The following is a 14,443-nucleotide window of genomic DNA, read 5'->3' as shown; positions in this document are numbered from 1 at the left end:
CATCCCTGTCCTTGGATTCACGCATGTGAACGAAACGTGAACTTACGCTATCAGCGCGTTCCGGTGCAAGTGAGGCACGTCTCCATTCGAGTAATCCCCAGCAATGACGAAGGGCGCCCTCCGGCGCCCTTCGTATGTCGACACTGCCGCTTTGGCCTCAGAACTCCAGGTTGTCGATCAACCGGGTGTTGCCGATGCGCGCGGCGATCAGGGCCACGCGGGTGCCGTCGTTGGCGTCGGCCGGCTCGGACAGGTCCGGCAGGCGCACCACGGCATAGTCGACCTGGAAGCCGGCCGCCTGCAACGCGGCGGTGGCCTCGGCTTCGATCAGGCTGCGGGTCTTGCCGGCGATGAAGCCTTCGCGCATGCGCAGCAGCACCTGGTGGATGGTGGTCGACACCGGGCGCTGTTCGGCGTTGAGGTACTGGTTGCGCGAGCTCATCGCCAGGCCGTCGCCTTCGCGGACGATGTCCCCGCCGACGATCTGGATCGGGAAGGCCAGGTCTTCCACCATCTGCCGGATCACCGCCAGCTGCTGGTAGTCCTTCTTGCCGAAGGCGGCCACGTCCGGCTGCACCTGGTTGAACAGGCGCGAGACTACCGTGCACACGCCATCGAAATGGCCGGGGCGATGCGCGCCTTCCAGCAGGCCGCTGATGCCCGGCACGTTGACGCTGGCCGCCAGCGCCACGCCGAACGGATACATCGATTCGACCGTCGGCAGCCACAGCACGTCACAGCCGGCCTGCTCCAGGCCAGTGGTGTCTGCCTCGGGGGTGCGCGGGTAGCGGGTGAAGTCCTCGTTCGGGCCGAACTGGGTCGGATTGACGAAGACACTGGAGACCACGCGGTCGGCGTACTGCCGCGCCAGCGTGACCAGCGAATAGTGGCCCGCATGCAGGTTGCCCATGGTGGGGACCAGCGCGACGCGCAGGCCCTCGCGCTTCCAGCCGTTGACGACGGCACGCAGGCGGGACAGTTCGGTGACGGTTTCGATCATGAGGCGTAGGCGTGTTCTGCGTCGGGGAAGGAGCCGTCGCGCACGGCGTCGGCGTAGGCACGGACGGCACCGGCGACCGAACCGCCTTCGGCAAGGAAATCCTTGACGAACTTGGGTCGGCGATGGCCGCTGTCCAGGCCAAGGAAGTCATGCAGCACCAGCACCTGGCCATCGCAGCCGGGGCCGGCACCGATGCCGATGGTGGGCACGGCCACGTCGGCGGTGACCTGGGTGGCAATCGGGGTGGGCACGCACTCGAGCACGATGAGCGTGGCGCCGGCGTCGACCGCGGCCTTGGCGTCGTCACGCAACTGCTGGGCGGCGTCGCCGCGGCCCTGCACGCGATAACCGCCCAGACGCAGCACCGACTGCGGGGTCAGGCCCAGGTGCGAGCACACCGGAATCTCGCGCTCGACCAGGTAACGAATCACGTCCAGTTTGAACCCGGCGCCTTCGATCTTGACCATCTCCGCGCCGGCCTGGAGCAGGCGCAACGAGGCATCCAGCGCGCGCTCAGGGGTGGCATCGGCGCCGAACGGCAGGTCGGCCACCAGCAGCGCCCGCTGCAGCACGCGGGCCACGGCGCGGGTGTGGTAGACCATGTCGTCGGTGGTCACCGGCAGGGTCGAATCATGCCCCTGCACCACCATGCCCAGCGAGTCGCCGATCAGGATCAGGTCCACGCCATTGGCATCGAACGCACGCGCGAAACCGGCGTCGTAGGCGGTCAACATCACCAGCTTCTGCCCGTTGCGCTTGGCCTCGGCCAACGCGGGCACGGTCCAGGGCTTGCTGTCTGCGTGGGTACTCATGAGCTGATAACCGGTGGCGATAAGCGGGGCATTATCCCCCTATTGGCGCGATCCCGCAGGCCGGGACCCGCACCACAGCATCCCGCACGCGGCCGTGCCCGGGAATCACCGCATCCGGGGCGATTTCGGCCAGCGGCAGCAGCGCGAAGGCGCGCTCGTGCAGGTAGGGATGCGGCACCTGCAGCTGCGGCAGGTCGATGACCGCCTCGCCGTACAGCAGCAGGTCCAGGTCCAGCGTGCGCGGGCCCCAGTGCACGCCGGGCGTGCGGACCCGGCCGAAGCCGCGCTCGATCGCCAGCAGCGCGTCCAGCAGTTCCGGCCCGCTCAGCGCGGTATCCAGTAGCGCGGCGGCATTGACGAAGGGCGGCTGGTCTTCATTGCCCCAGGCCGGCGTGCTGTACAGCTGCGAGCGCGCCTGCAGCGTGGTGCGCGGCAATGCGGCCAGCGCCTGGAACGCATCGCGCAGGGTCTGCGCGGCGTCCCCCAGGTTGGCGCCCAACCCGATGCAGGCGACGGTCACCGCTTACTCGCCTGCAGCAGTCCCGCCCGGACGGCGGCGGCGACGGCGGCGCTTGCGCGGTGCGCCGTCCTCATCACCCTCGCCCTCGACGTGCGCGGCATCCAGCGCCGAATCCAGCTCGGTGCCGGACTGCAACTGGGCCTCGCGCCAGAACTCCACATCGGCGCTGTGCTCGCTGGAAGCCACCTGGCGCAGTACCAGGAAATCATAGGCGGCGCGGAAGCGCGGATGGGTCAGTGTGCGGATCACGCGCTTGCGCTGGCGCGAGCTGAAACGGCCCTGCAACAGCCAGATCTCCTGCATGGGCAGGGAGAAGCGGCGCGGCAGCGCGATCGTGGTCAGCTGGTGCAGGGTCACCCGGTCTGCGGCGCGGCGTTGCGCCTCTTCCAGCGCGATGCCCTGCTTCTGCAGGCTGGCCAGCGCGCGGCAGAACGCCGGCCACAGCAACAGCGCGAACAGGAACGAAGGCGACACCGGCTCGTCGTTGGCCACGCGCAGGTCGGTGTTGTGCAGGCCTTCGATGACCATCCGGCGCAACGCGCCGCTGCGGTTGCTGCGCAGTGCGGCGGCACTCTCGGGGAACATCACATCCAGCAGGCCGTAACGCTCCAGGCCCTCGAAGCTGGCCACGCCGTGCCCGGACAGGAACAACTTGAGCACTTCCTCGAACAGGCGCGCCGGCGCGGCTTCAGCCAGAAGGCCGGCCAGGCGCGGCAGCGGTTCGCCACTGGCGTCGTCGATCTGGAAACCGAGCTTGGCCGCCAGGCGCACCGCGCGCAGCATCCGCACCGGGTCTTCCTGGTAGCGCTTCTCGGGGTCGCCGATGAGTTTCATCAGGCGCGCCTGCACGTCTTCGAACCCGCCGGTGTAGTCGCGCACCGAGAAGTCCTCGATGGCGTAGTACAGGGCATTGCAGGTGAAGTCGCGGCGGATCGCATCGTCCTCGATGCTGCCGTACACGTTGTCGCGGACCAGCATGCCGTTTTCCATCTCGCGGTCGCCGCTGCCGTCATCGATGTTGGCGCGGAAGGTGGCCACCTCGATGATCTCGCGACCGAACACGACATGGGCCAGCCGGAAGCGGCGGCCGATCAGGCGGCAGTTGCGGAACAGCGCCTTGACCTGCTCGGGCGTGGCATCGGTGGCCACGTCGAAGTCCTTGGGGTTGCCACCGACCAGCAGGTCGCGCACGGCGCCACCTACGAGGTAGCCGGCGAACCCGGAATCCCGCAGCCGGTACAACACGCGCAACGCGTTCGGGCTGATGTCCTTGCGGGAGATGGTGTGCTGGTCGCGCGGAATCACGCGCAGGCTGAACGGTGATGTAGCAGAAGAATTGATGTTGGCGCTTCCGGTTGAGTTTTCGGGATTGCCCAATGGCATCTAGGTCCATATACTAGCGCGCTGCGCAGTTCGCGACAAAGCCTGCTCCCTTCGTCTAGAGGTTAGGACGTGGCCCTCTCAAGGCTAAAACAGGGGTTCGAGTCCCCTAGGGAGCACCAGTCGCGGTGCAGAACGACCAGAAACCCCGCTCCGGCGGGGTTTTTGCGTTGCAGGGCCGGCCAAGCTCAGCCCTCCATCTGCTCCAGCTCCTTGCCTTTGGTCTCGCGCACATAGCGCAGCACGAAGAAGATCGACAGCACCGCAGCCACCGTGTAGATGCCGTAGGCACCGGCCAGGCCGATCCCGGTCAGCAGCACCGGGAAGCTGACGGTAATGGCGAAATTGGCGCTCCACTGCGCCGCACCGGCCACGGCCAGCCCCGAGCCGCGGATCTGGTTGGGGAACATCTCGCCCAGCATCACCCACATCACCGGCCCCCAGGACATGTTGAAGAACACTACATAGACGTTGGCCGCGATCAGCGCCAGCCGCCCCATGCCGTCGGACAGTTGCAGCCGGCCGCCGTCGAGGGTGCCACTGGCAAACGCCACGGTGACCAGCGCCAGCGACACCGCCATGCCCAGCGAGCCGACCCACAGCAGCGGTCGCCGCCCGATCCGGTCGATCAGCACGATGGTCAGCAGGCAGGCACCGATGCTGAGCGCACCGGAGAGCACGTTGATCAGCAGCGCGTCGTTCTCGGAGAAGCCCACCGCCTGCCACAGCACCGCGCCGTAATAGAAGACCACGTTGATGCCGACCAGCTGCTGGAACACGGCCAGGCCGATGCCGATCCAGACGATGCGGCGCAGCCCACCGGCGCGCTTGTCGATCAGGTCCGACAGCTGCGGCCGGTGCTGGTCGCCGGCCAGCGAACCCTCGATCTCGGCGACCTTGACCCGCGCCTCCTCCGCGCCGTACAGGCGGGTCAGCACGGCCAGTGCCTGCGCATGCCGCCCCTTGACCACCAGGTAGCGCGGGCTCTCAGGGATGCGCAGCAACAGCACCAGGAACAGCGCCGACGGCAATGCCTGCATCCAGAACATCCAGCGCCAGGCCTCCTGCCCCAGCCACAGCGGTTCGGTCGAGGCCCCGGCTGCACGCGCCAGCAGGTAGTTGCTGAGGAATGCACAAAACAGCCCGGTGATGATCGCCATCTGCTGCATCGTGGCCAGCCGGCCGCGATAGCGCGCCGAGGCCACCTCGGCGATGTAGGCCGGCGACATCACGCTGGCCGCACCCACCGCGACGCCACCGATCACCCGCGCCAGCACGAACAGCGCCGAGCTGTGCGCCGCACCGGCACCCAGCGCCGACAGCAGGAACATCGCCGCGGCGATGATCAGCACCCCGCGCCGGCCGAGCCGATCTCCCAGGCGACCGGCGAAGAACGCACCGAACGCGCAGCCCAGCAGCATCGAGGCCACCTCGAAGCCGATGCCGGCCTGGCTGGACTGGAAGGTCTGTTTGAGCCCGTCGACAGTGCCGTTGATCACCCCGCTGTCGAAGCCGAACAGGAAACCACCGAGGGTGGCCACGCAGCTGATCAGGACGATGAACGCGGTGTTCTCACCGCTGCTGGCGGATCGGGGAAGCGGTGTGGACATGGACGCACCTGGCCGAAGAAAAGGACGGCCGCCCAACCGCGCGACCACGGGATGGCCGCAGCGTCGCACAGGTGTGGGCAGCGACACCATGCCCGCGGTCGGGATCGGCCCGGAGACGACACGTCCTGTCGCGCATACCGCCGATGCCCACGACCCGTTGCCCCCGGCGGTGGCAGAATGCCCGGCCCTGCCGCGATCCCGCTGCCCTGATGATGCCTGCCGATACCGCCGCCCCCGCCCTGCTGGTCGACAGCCGCTGCACCCACGGCGAAGGCGCGCTGTGGTCACCGCGTCGGCAGTGCCTGTTCTGGGTGGATATCAGCGCGCGGCGGCTGTGGCAGTACGAGGCGTCCATCGGCACGCCCCGCCACTGGCCCCTGCCCGACCGCCCCGGCTGCCTGGCCGAAGGCGAGGATGGCCAACTGCTGCTCGCCCTGGCCGGCTCCCTGCAGCGAGTGGATATCGATGCGCCCGATGGCGTGCTGCGCCTGCAGTGGCTGGCCGACGTGCAACCGGAACAGCCCACCACCCGCAGCAACGACGGGCGCACCGATCGCGCCGGCAACCTGGTGTTCGGCACCATGAACGAGGACCCTGCGCGCGAGCCCCTCGGCCGCTTCTACCAGTACAGCACGCGCCACGGCCTGCGCCTGCTGGACCTGCCTGGCGTGGTGATCCCCAACGCGATCTGCTTCAGCGCCGACGGCCGCACGCTCTACTACTGCGATTCGGTGCGGCCGGAGCTGTGGTGCTGTGACTACGACGCCGAGCGCGCGCAGTGCAGCCATCCCCGCCGGTTCGCCCGGCTGGAGGACCCGGCGTGGGAGCCGGACGGGGCGATCATCGATGCCGACGGCAGCCTGTGGAATGCGCAGTGGCGCGCCTCGCGGGTGGTCCGTTACCTGCCCGACGGACAGATCGACCGGATCGTGCCGATGCCGGTCCGCAACCCCACCTGCGTCGCGCTGGGCGGACCGGGGCTGAGCCAGCTGATGGTCACCAGCTCGCGCCTGGACCACAGCCCTGAAGCGCTTGGCGCTGCCCCGCATGCGGGCAGCGTGTTCGTCGTGGAAACCGGCATCGCCGGACTGCCAGAAACCCCGTTCCGCTGGTGATGGGCGCCTGCGGCCGGCCCGGTTGCGCCAACAAGTGACATCCAATCCCGCGCCAGCGGCCAACCTGTTCTAGAATTGTCCGGCTTACTGTCGGATCCAGATCCAGCCATGCCTTTTGTCGTCACCGAAAACTGCATCAAGTGCAAACACACCGATTGCGTGGAAGTGTGCCCCGTGGATTGCTTCCATGAAGGCCCGAACTTCCTGGTGATCGACCCGGACGAGTGCATCGACTGCACCTTGTGCGAACCCGAGTGCCCGGTCAACGCGATCTTCCCCGAAGACGACGTGCCCGCCGGGCAGGAAGTGTTCGTCGGCCTCAACGCCGAGCTGGCCAAGGCCTGGCCGGTGTTGACCGTGCGCAAGGACCCCCCTGCCGACGCCGGCGAATGGGATGGCAAACCGGACAAGCTGCCGCTGCTGGAGCGCTGAGCCACGCCAGCGTGCCGCACTGAAAAAGGGCGCCAAGGGCGCCCTTTTCATGTCCGGTAGAGCCGAGCCATGCTCGGCTGGCCCATCCGGTAGAGCCGAGCCATGCTCGGCTAGCCCATCCGGAAGCAGCCGAGCATGGCTCGGCTCTACCAGGTTTCCGGCCCGCGGCACGGACCCGGACAACGGCCGGGTCCGCACACGCCCTTACGGCGCCAGCTTCGCCTTCAGCTCAGCCAGCAGCTTGGTCGGGGCAGCGCCGGTAGCCGGCAGGCCACGCGGGTCAACGGCGGAGATGTACGCGCCGGCTTCCACGCCCACCACGCGCACCAGGAAGTCGCTGCCTTCATAGGCCACATCGTAAGAACCCAGCAGCTGGGCCTTGCTGGCGATCTTCACCCCTGCAATGGCGTCCAGCGCGGTGCCGACCTTGCCGAACGCCTCATCCTTGGTGCCCTGCACGGTGAAACCGGCAGCGTTGGCGGCCGGTGCCTGCGTGCCGGCAGCGGCCGGCGCGGGCTTGGCCGACTGCGAGGCCAGTGCCGGCACCTGGGCCGTGGCGCTGCCGCCCGGGACGTTCAGGTCCGGCGGCACTTCCAGCGGACGCATTTCCGGCGCGAGCGCGTAGTCGCCCTTCGCACCACGCTTGAAGCAGCCGGTGGTGCCCACGAGGGTGGCGGTGGCCAGGATCGCGAAGGACAGCACGCGGATGGCGGAAACGGATTGACGCATGTGAATCTCCTGGGTGACCACTGTCGATCAGTGGTTGGATAGTGCTTCCAGCGCACCGATGTCGGTGGCCAGGTGTTCGGCAGCGGCGTGATGGGCCGCAGACAGGGACAGCAGCGGCAGGCGAAGCCCGTGGCCGATGCCGATCCGGCGCAGCAGATCCTTCACCGGGATCGGATTGGACTCCACGCCGCAGAATGCATGGAACGGTTCCAGGCGTGCATCCCACGCCTCGGCCGCGTCGCGCTCGCCGGCCGCAGCCAGGTCGCACATGCGCCGGTAGGCGCCCGGCAAGGCATTGGAGCCCACCGAGATCAGGCCATCGATGCCGGACAGGATCGAGCGTGCGGCCGTACCGTCGTCGCCACTGAGGATGGCGAACGCCGGCGTACGCAGCGCCAGCAACGCCTGCACGCGGCCGACATCGCCCACCGCCTCCTTGATCCCGACGATGTTGGGATGGGCAGCCAGTTCGGCCACGGTCTCCGGCAACATGTCGCAGCCGGTACGCCCGGGCACGTTGTACAGGATGACCGGCAGACCGCCCTGGTCGGCCACCGCGCGGTAGTGCGCGATCAGTCCGGCCTGGGTCGGGCGCACGTACGGCGGGGTCACCACCAGCGCATGGGTGGCGCCATTGGCGGCCGCGCGGCGGGTCTGCTCGATGGTTTTGGCCGTCCCCGACAGACCGGTACCGGCCAGCACGGCGACGCGTCCGGCCACGGTTTTCACCGCGCTGCGCAGCAGCTGGTCGTACTCGTCGTCGGACAGGGCCGCGGCCTCGCCGGTCGAACCGGCCACCACCACCCCGTGAACACCACCCTCCAGTTGCAGGTGCAGCAAGCGCTGCCAACCGTCGGGATCCAATGCGCCGCTCGCCTGGAAAGGCGTGGCCAGCGCGGTGATGAGACCGGAAAGGGACAAGGAAACGTTGCTCGGAAGAAAGGGGGCACCCCACCTGCGTAAACGCCGGCCGGATGTACTTTGCATGTTACTTGCGGGTCGAAAGCGCGGGCAAGTATGCTGGACTCCGGCGAACGTGCCGTCGTCGGCCGTTCAGACTCACCTTGTATCACCCGGAACCATCTTGACCGACACCACGCCGCGGCCTGCGCCGACCGAAAACCATCTCCTGATCAACGCCTATACGACGCATCCGGAGTCCCCGCTGCTGCCCGTCACCCGGCGTATCGCCGACAGCGGCTGCAACCTGGTCGATGCCCGCCTGTCCACGGTGGGTCGCGATGTCTCGGTGACCGCCCTGGCCACCGGCTCGTGGGACTCGGTGGCAAAGCTGGAAGCCATGCTCACCCGCCTGGAGCGCGAGGAAGGCCTGAAGCTGGTCTGGTACCGCACCGGTGCCAAGCAGGCGCAGTCCAACCTGCTGCCCTACATCGTGGAAGTGATCGCCGCCGACAAGCCGGGCATCCTGTTCCAGCTGGCCGATTTCTTCGACCGCCAGGGCATCACCATCGAGAACCTGCAGAGCACCCGCTACCGCGCCATGCAGACCGGGGCGGAAATGTTCTCCGCGCAGGTCACCATCGGCGTGCCGGCGAACATGCACATCGCCGCGCTGCGCGACGATTTCCTCGAGTTCTGCGACCACCTGAACCTCGACGCGATCATGGATCCGATGAAGTTCTGATCTTTCGCGCGTTCGTCACGGGCGCGCGATGTTTCATGCAGGTGTGATGACGCACGTCTGTAACAGCTTTGCACCAGGCTCCGGAAAAAGGACCTCATGAACATCGGCGACACCCTGGACAGATCCTCCCTCGATCTCCCGCTGGCACTGTCCGGCGGTGAAACCACCACCCTCGGCGCGCTCGCCGGCCAATGGCTTGTTCTGTACTTCTATCCCAAGGACAGCACGCCAGGCTGCACCACCGAAGGCATCGACTTCAACGCGCTGCTCCCGCAGTTCACCCAGGCCGGCGCCCGCGTGTTCGGCGTCTCCCGCGATTCGGTCAAATCCCACGACAACTTCTGCGCCAAGCAGGGCTTCGCCTTCCCGCTGATCAGCGATGGCGACGAAGCGTTGTGCACCGCCTTCGATGTGATCAAGCTGAAGAACATGTACGGCAAGCAGGTGCGTGGCATCGAACGCAGCACCTTCCTGATTTCGCCCGACAGTCGTATCGTGCAGGCGTGGCGCAAGGTCAAAGTGGCCGGCCACGCAGACACCGTCCTTGAAGCCCTGAAGGCCGCGAAAACCCAGTGATCAATCCGGCACCCCCCATGGCCATCACCCTGCCCCGCAGGTCGTGATGGCTTGTCCCTGTTCTGCCACCAGGAATTGACGATGACCCGAGGCAAGCGCATCTACGTACTGGATACCAACGTGCTGATGCACGATCCGACCGCGCTGTTCAAGTTCGAGGAGCATGATGTCTACCTGCCGATGCAGGTGATCGAAGAGCTGGACAACGGCAAGAAGGGCACCACCGAGGCAAGCCGCAACGCGCGCCAGGTCAGCCGTTTCCTCAATGAGCTGGTGCAGGCCTCGGGCCTGGACAACCTGGCCGATGGCATCCCGCTGCAGCGCCCGAACGGGTTGCAGCTGCGCGGCAAGCAGAGCGTGGGCCTGCTGCGGTTCCAGACCAGTCATTTCGATGCGGGCAAGAGCTTCGGCGCGGTCATCCCGGACAACGCCATCCTCGGTGCGATCCTGGCGCTGAAGGAACAGGTGCCCGAGATCCCGGTGGTGTTCGTCTCCAAGGACATCAACCTGCGGATCAAGGCGGCCATCGCCGGGATCGTGTCCGAAGACTACGAGAACGACCGCGCGCTCGACGATTTCAGCCTGCTCTACACCGGCGCCACCGAGCTGCCGGAAGATTTCTGGAAGAAGCACACCGACAACCTGCGCAGCTGGAGCGACAAGGGTCGCACCAGTTACGAAATCATCGCCAGCGAAGACGAGAACTGGCATCCCAACCAGTACGCCTACCTGCCCGGCGAGGATGAAGTCGAACTGCGCGTGGCCAAGGTCGACAACGACAAGATCACCCTGTCGCTGGTCAACGACTTCCGCCACGGCAGCCACGCGGTGTGGGGCATCAGCGCGCGCAACCGCGAACAGAACTTCGCGCTCAATGCGTTGATGGACCCGGAGATCGACTTCGTCACCCTGCTCGGCACTGCCGGCACCGGCAAGACCCTGCTCGCGCTGGCCGCCGGCCTGGCCCAGACGATGGACCAGCAGCGCTATCGCGAGATCATCATGACCCGTGCCACGGTCAGCGTCGGCGAAGACATCGGCTTCCTGCCCGGTACCGAGGAAGAAAAGATGACCCCGTGGATGGGCGCGCTGACCGACAACCTGGAAGTGCTCACCCATACACAGGAAGGCGGTGCGTGGGGCCGTGCGGCGACCAACGACCTGATCGCCAGCCGGATCAAGATCCGCTCGCTGAACTTCATGCGCGGCCGCACCTTCCTGTCGCGTTACCTGATCCTGGACGAAGCACAGAACCTCACCCCAAAGCAGATGAAGACCCTGATCACCCGTGCCGGTCCCGGCACCAAGATCGTCTGCCTGGGCAATGTCGAACAGATCGACACCCCGTACCTGACCGAGACCACCTCGGGCCTGACCTACGCGGTGGACCGCTTCAAGAACTGGCCGCACAGCGCGCACGTCACGCTGCGCCGTGGCGAGCGTTCGCGCCTGGCCGATTACGCCTCGGAGGTGTTGTGAACCGTTCCCTGTCCCGTGCCGTCCTGCCGTTGGCGCTCGCCGCGCTGGCGGCCGCCTGCACGCCTGCCAATACACGACCGGGCGCCAGCGTCCCGACCACGGTCAAGACCGGCCAGTCCTGGGTGGTGACGCGACCGATCGTCGCCGCCCAGGTCCTGGACACCTGCTCGCGCGACAGTCCCGGCCGCGAGGCCGGGCGGGTCACCGGTTACTGGGCGCCCAGCCGCAAGGAGGTCGAACAGCTCGAAGCCCAGCTTCCGTCGCTCGACGCGCAGGTGCCCAAGGCCGCCGATTTCGACCGCCAGTACGTCGGCATCGAAATGGACGGGCGCAAGCTCATCTATCTCAACGCGTTCCACCTGCCCGACGCTGCCGACATCGATCCGGCCCGCGAGGCCATCCGGGTCTGCGACGGCGGCGCGCAGTTCTGGGGTGCGGTGTTCGACCCGGCCAGCGGCAGCTTCTCCGAGGTGCAGTTCAACGGCCCGCCCGCGGGCCGTTGAGCATGCGTTGATCGTGTCGTGAACCTTCCCGCGAACGCCGGATGAGCATCCGGCTGCCCACCTGGGTGTGGATTGGCGCGATCGCGTTGTCGTGCGTGGCCGGCATGGTCAACGTGGTCGGCTTCCTGGGCTTCGAACACCAGGCCGTCAGCCACATGACCGGCACCACCAGCCAGCTTGGCATGGCCCTGGCGCAGGGTGACTGGCGCGTGGTCGGGCACCTGTGGGCCCTGCTGATCGCGTTCTGCCTGGGCGCCATGCTCAGCGGCATGATCGTGCAGGACAGCGCGCTGCAGCTGGGCCGTCGCTACGGCGTGGTGCTCACGCTGGAATCGCTGTTGCTGCTGGCGTCCATCCCGCTGTTCAAGCAGCAGCAGATCTGGGGCGCGCTGGCCGCCGCGATGGCCTGCGGCCTGCAGAACGCCATGGCCACCACCTTCAGCGGCGCGGTGGTGCGCACCACCCACCTCAGCGGCATGTTCACCGACCTGGGCATCGGCCTGGGCCACCTGCTGCGTGGCCTGCCGCTGCCGATCCGGCGCCTGACCCTGAGCGGATTGATCGTCAGCGGTTTCCTTGCTGGCGGTGTGATCGGGGCGTGGCTGTTCCTGCGCGTCGGCTACGACGCCCTGCTCGCCCCGGCACTGCTGACCGGCTGCACCGGCCTGGGCTACGTGCTGTACCGGCCATGGGCGTGGCTGCGCCGCCCGTGAAGCGCGCCGGTGGCAAACACTGCACAATCGCCGCATGAGCCCCGCTTCCAGCCCCGTCTCCGCCCTGACCATCGCCGGCTCCGATTCCGGCGGCGGCGCAGGCATCCAGGCCGATCTCAAGGCCTTCGCCGCGCACCGCGTGCATGGCCTGTCGGCGATCGCCGCCCTGACCGCACAGAACACCCGCGGCGTCACCGCCGTGCATGTGCCGCCCCTGGACTTCCTGCAGGCGCAGATCGATGCCTGCTTCGCCGACTTCGACATCCACGCGGTGAAGCTGGGAATGCTGGCCAATGCCGCGGTCATCGGCCTGGTCGCCGACGCGCTCGAAAGACATCGGCCCACCCACATCGTGCTGGATCCGGTCATGGTGGCCACCAGCGGCGCCAAGCTGCTGGAGGACAGCGCGCTGCATGCAATGCTCACGCGGCTGCTGCCCCTGGCCACGCTGTTGACGCCCAACATCCCCGAAGCCGAACTGCTGCTCGGTCGCCCGATCACCAGCGCCGACGAAGCCGAAGATGCCGCCGCCGCGCTGCTCGACCTGGGTGCCGGCGCGGTGCTGCTCAAGGGCGGACACCTGCACGAAGGCAGCCGCGTGATCGACCGTTACTTCGATGGTGTCACCCGCGAGGAGTTCATCCACGCGCGCCTGCCGGTGGATGCGCACGGCACCGGCTGCACGCTGGCCTCGGCGATCGCCGCGCAGCTGTGCCAAGGCCTGTCGCTGCCCAACGCCTGCGAAGCGGCGATCGACTACGTCGCGCGTGGCCTGCAGGGCGGGTACTACCCCGGCCGCAGCGAGGTGCTGGTGATCGACCACTTCGGCGCAGCACGCCCGGCATGATCGACGCACAGGCACTTCCGGTGGTCGCCGCCGACGGCCATCGCTTCGCGCTGCTGGCGCGGGTGCCGGCACAGCCGCGCGCGCGACTGCTCTGGTTACCGGCACTGGGGGTGGCCGCGCGCCACTACCTGCCACTGGCCGACGCGCTGGCCGCACACGGCGTGGCGGTGTACCTGCACGAATGGCGGGGCAACGGCAGCAGCAGCCTGCGCCCGTCGCACACACACGATTGGGGCTATCGCGAGATCCTGGCGCTGGACCTGCCCGCCAGCCTGGCGCAGCTGGATGCCGGTGCGTCTGTCGAACGCATCATCGGTGGCCACAGCCTCGGCGGACAGCTGGCCTGCTGTTTCGCCGCCCTGCACCCCGCTGTCTTCCAGCGCCTGTGGCTGGTCGCCAGCGGCACGCCGTACTGGCGTACCTTCCCGGCGCCGCGCGGCTGGACCCTGCCACTGATCTACCGGTTCCTGCCGTGGCTGGCACAGCGCCAGGGCGTGCTGCACGGTCGCCGGCTCGGCTTCGGCGGCACCGAAGCGCGTGGCCTGATCGCCGACTGGGCCAAGGTGGGACTGAACAACCGCTATGCCGGGGTGGGCATCGGCGACGATCTTGAAGCCGGTCTGCGCGGCGTGCGCGCGCACGCCACCGCCGTGGTGATGGAACACGACTGGCTGGCCCCGCCCTCCTCCATGCAGGTCCTGCTGGCCAAGATGCCGCAGGTGGACGCCACGCTCAGCGTGGTGTCACCCGCAGCCCTTGGCGCGCGTGCCGATCACTTCGCCTGGATGAAATCCCCGACGGCCGTGGCAGCGCTGCTTTTTCATTCATTTGAATGAAGACCTTCACAAAAGCGTTGACGAATGCGACGTGCATCCGCATAATTCCGCTCCTGTTGACGCGCCCGTAGCTCAGTTGGATAGAGTACCTGGCTACGAACCAGGCGGTCGGGAGTTCGAATCTCTCCGGGCGCACCATCAACAGGTTGTCAGCTCCGCCGCTGGCAGCAGTAGTACAACGCGATGTAAATGCGCCCGTAGCTCAGTTGGATAGAGTACCTGGCTACGAACCAGGCGGTCGGGAGT

At 67.5% G+C, this 14,443-nt stretch carries 16 protein-coding genes and 2 tRNA genes; 11 read left to right on the top strand and 7 right to left on the bottom strand.

Annotated features, from left to right (window positions below; all coding sequences use genetic code 11):
• Positions 1 to 157: 157 nt before the first annotated feature.
• Genes panC through pcnB form a run of 4 tightly spaced genes read right to left on the bottom strand, consistent with a single transcriptional unit; the run spans position 158 to position 3,715 of the window.
• Positions 158 to 1,000 carry a pantoate--beta-alanine ligase gene (gene panC, locus NR101_RS16730; protein ID WP_256774090.1) on the bottom strand — a complete coding sequence of 281 codons (843 nt, stop codon included), beginning with the start codon at positions 998 to 1,000 and terminating at the stop codon, positions 158 to 160.
• Positions 997 to 1,812: a 3-methyl-2-oxobutanoate hydroxymethyltransferase gene (panB, locus tag NR101_RS16725; protein ID WP_256774091.1), complete on the bottom strand. Its 816-nt coding sequence runs from the start codon at positions 1,810 to 1,812 to the stop codon at positions 997 to 999. The genes panC and panB overlap by 4 nt, the downstream gene beginning before the upstream one ends.
• Positions 1,813 to 1,843: 31 nt before the next feature.
• Complete coding sequence (gene folK / locus NR101_RS16720; protein ID WP_256774092.1) at positions 1,844 to 2,332, bottom strand: 2-amino-4-hydroxy-6-hydroxymethyldihydropteridine diphosphokinase; 489 nt, start codon at positions 2,330 to 2,332, stop codon at positions 1,844 to 1,846.
• A gap of 3 nt (positions 2,333 to 2,335) precedes the next feature.
• Positions 2,336 to 3,715 (bottom strand): polynucleotide adenylyltransferase PcnB, encoded by a 1,380-nt coding sequence (gene pcnB / locus NR101_RS16715; protein WP_256774093.1) that lies wholly within the window; start codon positions 3,713 to 3,715, stop codon positions 2,336 to 2,338.
• Positions 3,716 to 3,759: 44 nt separating this feature from the next.
• Between pcnB and NR101_RS16710 the strand changes: the two genes are divergently transcribed.
• Positions 3,760 to 3,834 (top strand) — tRNA-Glu (locus NR101_RS16710).
• A gap of 66 nt (positions 3,835 to 3,900) precedes the next feature.
• Here NR101_RS16710 and NR101_RS16705 read toward each other — a convergent pair.
• The gene (locus tag NR101_RS16705) at positions 3,901 to 5,322 is read right to left on the bottom strand and encodes a sugar porter family MFS transporter (RefSeq protein WP_256774094.1); all 1,422 of its coding nucleotides are present in this window, start codon (positions 5,320 to 5,322) and stop codon (positions 3,901 to 3,903) included.
• A gap of 212 nt (positions 5,323 to 5,534) precedes the next feature.
• Here NR101_RS16705 and NR101_RS16700 point away from each other — a divergent pair, with 212 nt between their 5' ends.
• Positions 5,535 to 6,437: an SMP-30/gluconolactonase/LRE family protein gene (locus NR101_RS16700; RefSeq protein WP_256774095.1), complete on the top strand. Its 903-nt coding sequence runs from the start codon at positions 5,535 to 5,537 to the stop codon at positions 6,435 to 6,437.
• 108 nt (positions 6,438 to 6,545) lie between these two features.
• Positions 6,546 to 6,869: a ferredoxin FdxA gene (gene fdxA / locus NR101_RS16695; RefSeq protein ID WP_108764771.1), complete on the top strand. Its 324-nt coding sequence runs from the start codon at positions 6,546 to 6,548 to the stop codon at positions 6,867 to 6,869.
• Positions 6,870 to 7,073: 204 nt separating this feature from the next.
• On the opposite strand, the gene NR101_RS16690 is transcribed toward fdxA, so the two are convergent.
• Complete coding sequence (locus NR101_RS16690) at positions 7,074 to 7,598, bottom strand: hypothetical protein (protein WP_256774096.1); 525 nt, start codon at positions 7,596 to 7,598, stop codon at positions 7,074 to 7,076.
• Positions 7,599 to 7,625: 27 nt separating this feature from the next.
• Entirely contained in the window at positions 7,626 to 8,519 is an 894-nt protein-coding gene (dapA, locus tag NR101_RS16685; RefSeq protein WP_256774097.1) for a 4-hydroxy-tetrahydrodipicolinate synthase, read from the bottom strand.
• A 163-nt stretch (positions 8,520 to 8,682) separates the two neighbouring features.
• Between dapA and NR101_RS16680 the strand changes: the two genes are divergently transcribed.
• The 8 genes from NR101_RS16680 to NR101_RS16645 all read left to right on the top strand — a co-directional run bounded on the left by NR101_RS16680 (position 8,683) and on the right by NR101_RS16645 (position 14,335).
• The gene (locus NR101_RS16680) at positions 8,683 to 9,243 is read left to right on the top strand and encodes a glycine cleavage system protein R (RefSeq protein ID WP_256774098.1); all 561 of its coding nucleotides are present in this window, start codon (positions 8,683 to 8,685) and stop codon (positions 9,241 to 9,243) included.
• A 96-nt stretch (positions 9,244 to 9,339) separates the two neighbouring features.
• Positions 9,340 to 9,819: a peroxiredoxin gene (locus NR101_RS16675; RefSeq protein WP_256774099.1), complete on the top strand. Its 480-nt coding sequence runs from the start codon at positions 9,340 to 9,342 to the stop codon at positions 9,817 to 9,819.
• A gap of 81 nt (positions 9,820 to 9,900) precedes the next feature.
• On the top strand, positions 9,901 to 11,298 hold the full coding sequence (locus NR101_RS16670) for a PhoH family protein (protein ID WP_256774100.1): 1,398 nt from the start codon (positions 9,901 to 9,903) through the stop codon (positions 11,296 to 11,298).
• Positions 11,299 to 11,321: 23 nt separating this feature from the next.
• Complete coding sequence (locus NR101_RS16665; protein WP_256774150.1) at positions 11,322 to 11,801, top strand: hypothetical protein; 480 nt, start codon at positions 11,322 to 11,324, stop codon at positions 11,799 to 11,801.
• A gap of 41 nt (positions 11,802 to 11,842) precedes the next feature.
• The gene (locus NR101_RS16660; RefSeq protein ID WP_256774101.1) at positions 11,843 to 12,514 is read left to right on the top strand and encodes a YoaK family protein; all 672 of its coding nucleotides are present in this window, start codon (positions 11,843 to 11,845) and stop codon (positions 12,512 to 12,514) included.
• A gap of 34 nt (positions 12,515 to 12,548) precedes the next feature.
• Positions 12,549 to 13,361, top strand: coding sequence for a bifunctional hydroxymethylpyrimidine kinase/phosphomethylpyrimidine kinase (thiD, locus tag NR101_RS16655; RefSeq protein ID WP_256774102.1), 813 nt, complete (start codon positions 12,549 to 12,551; stop codon positions 13,359 to 13,361).
• Positions 13,358 to 14,197, top strand: a complete 840-nt coding sequence (locus NR101_RS16650; protein WP_256774103.1) for an alpha/beta fold hydrolase — start codon at positions 13,358 to 13,360, stop codon at positions 14,195 to 14,197. The genes thiD and NR101_RS16650 overlap by 4 nt, the downstream gene beginning before the upstream one ends.
• Before the next feature lie 61 nt (positions 14,198 to 14,258).
• Positions 14,259 to 14,335, top strand: a tRNA-Arg gene (locus NR101_RS16645).
• Positions 14,336 to 14,443: the final 108 nt, after the last annotated feature.

Origin of the sequence: Stenotrophomonas sp. Ste86, assembly GCF_024519465.1 — a bacterium.
Lineage (GTDB): Bacteria > Pseudomonadota > Gammaproteobacteria > Xanthomonadales > Xanthomonadaceae > Stenotrophomonas.
This window is presented reverse-complemented; position numbering and strand designations above follow the sequence as displayed.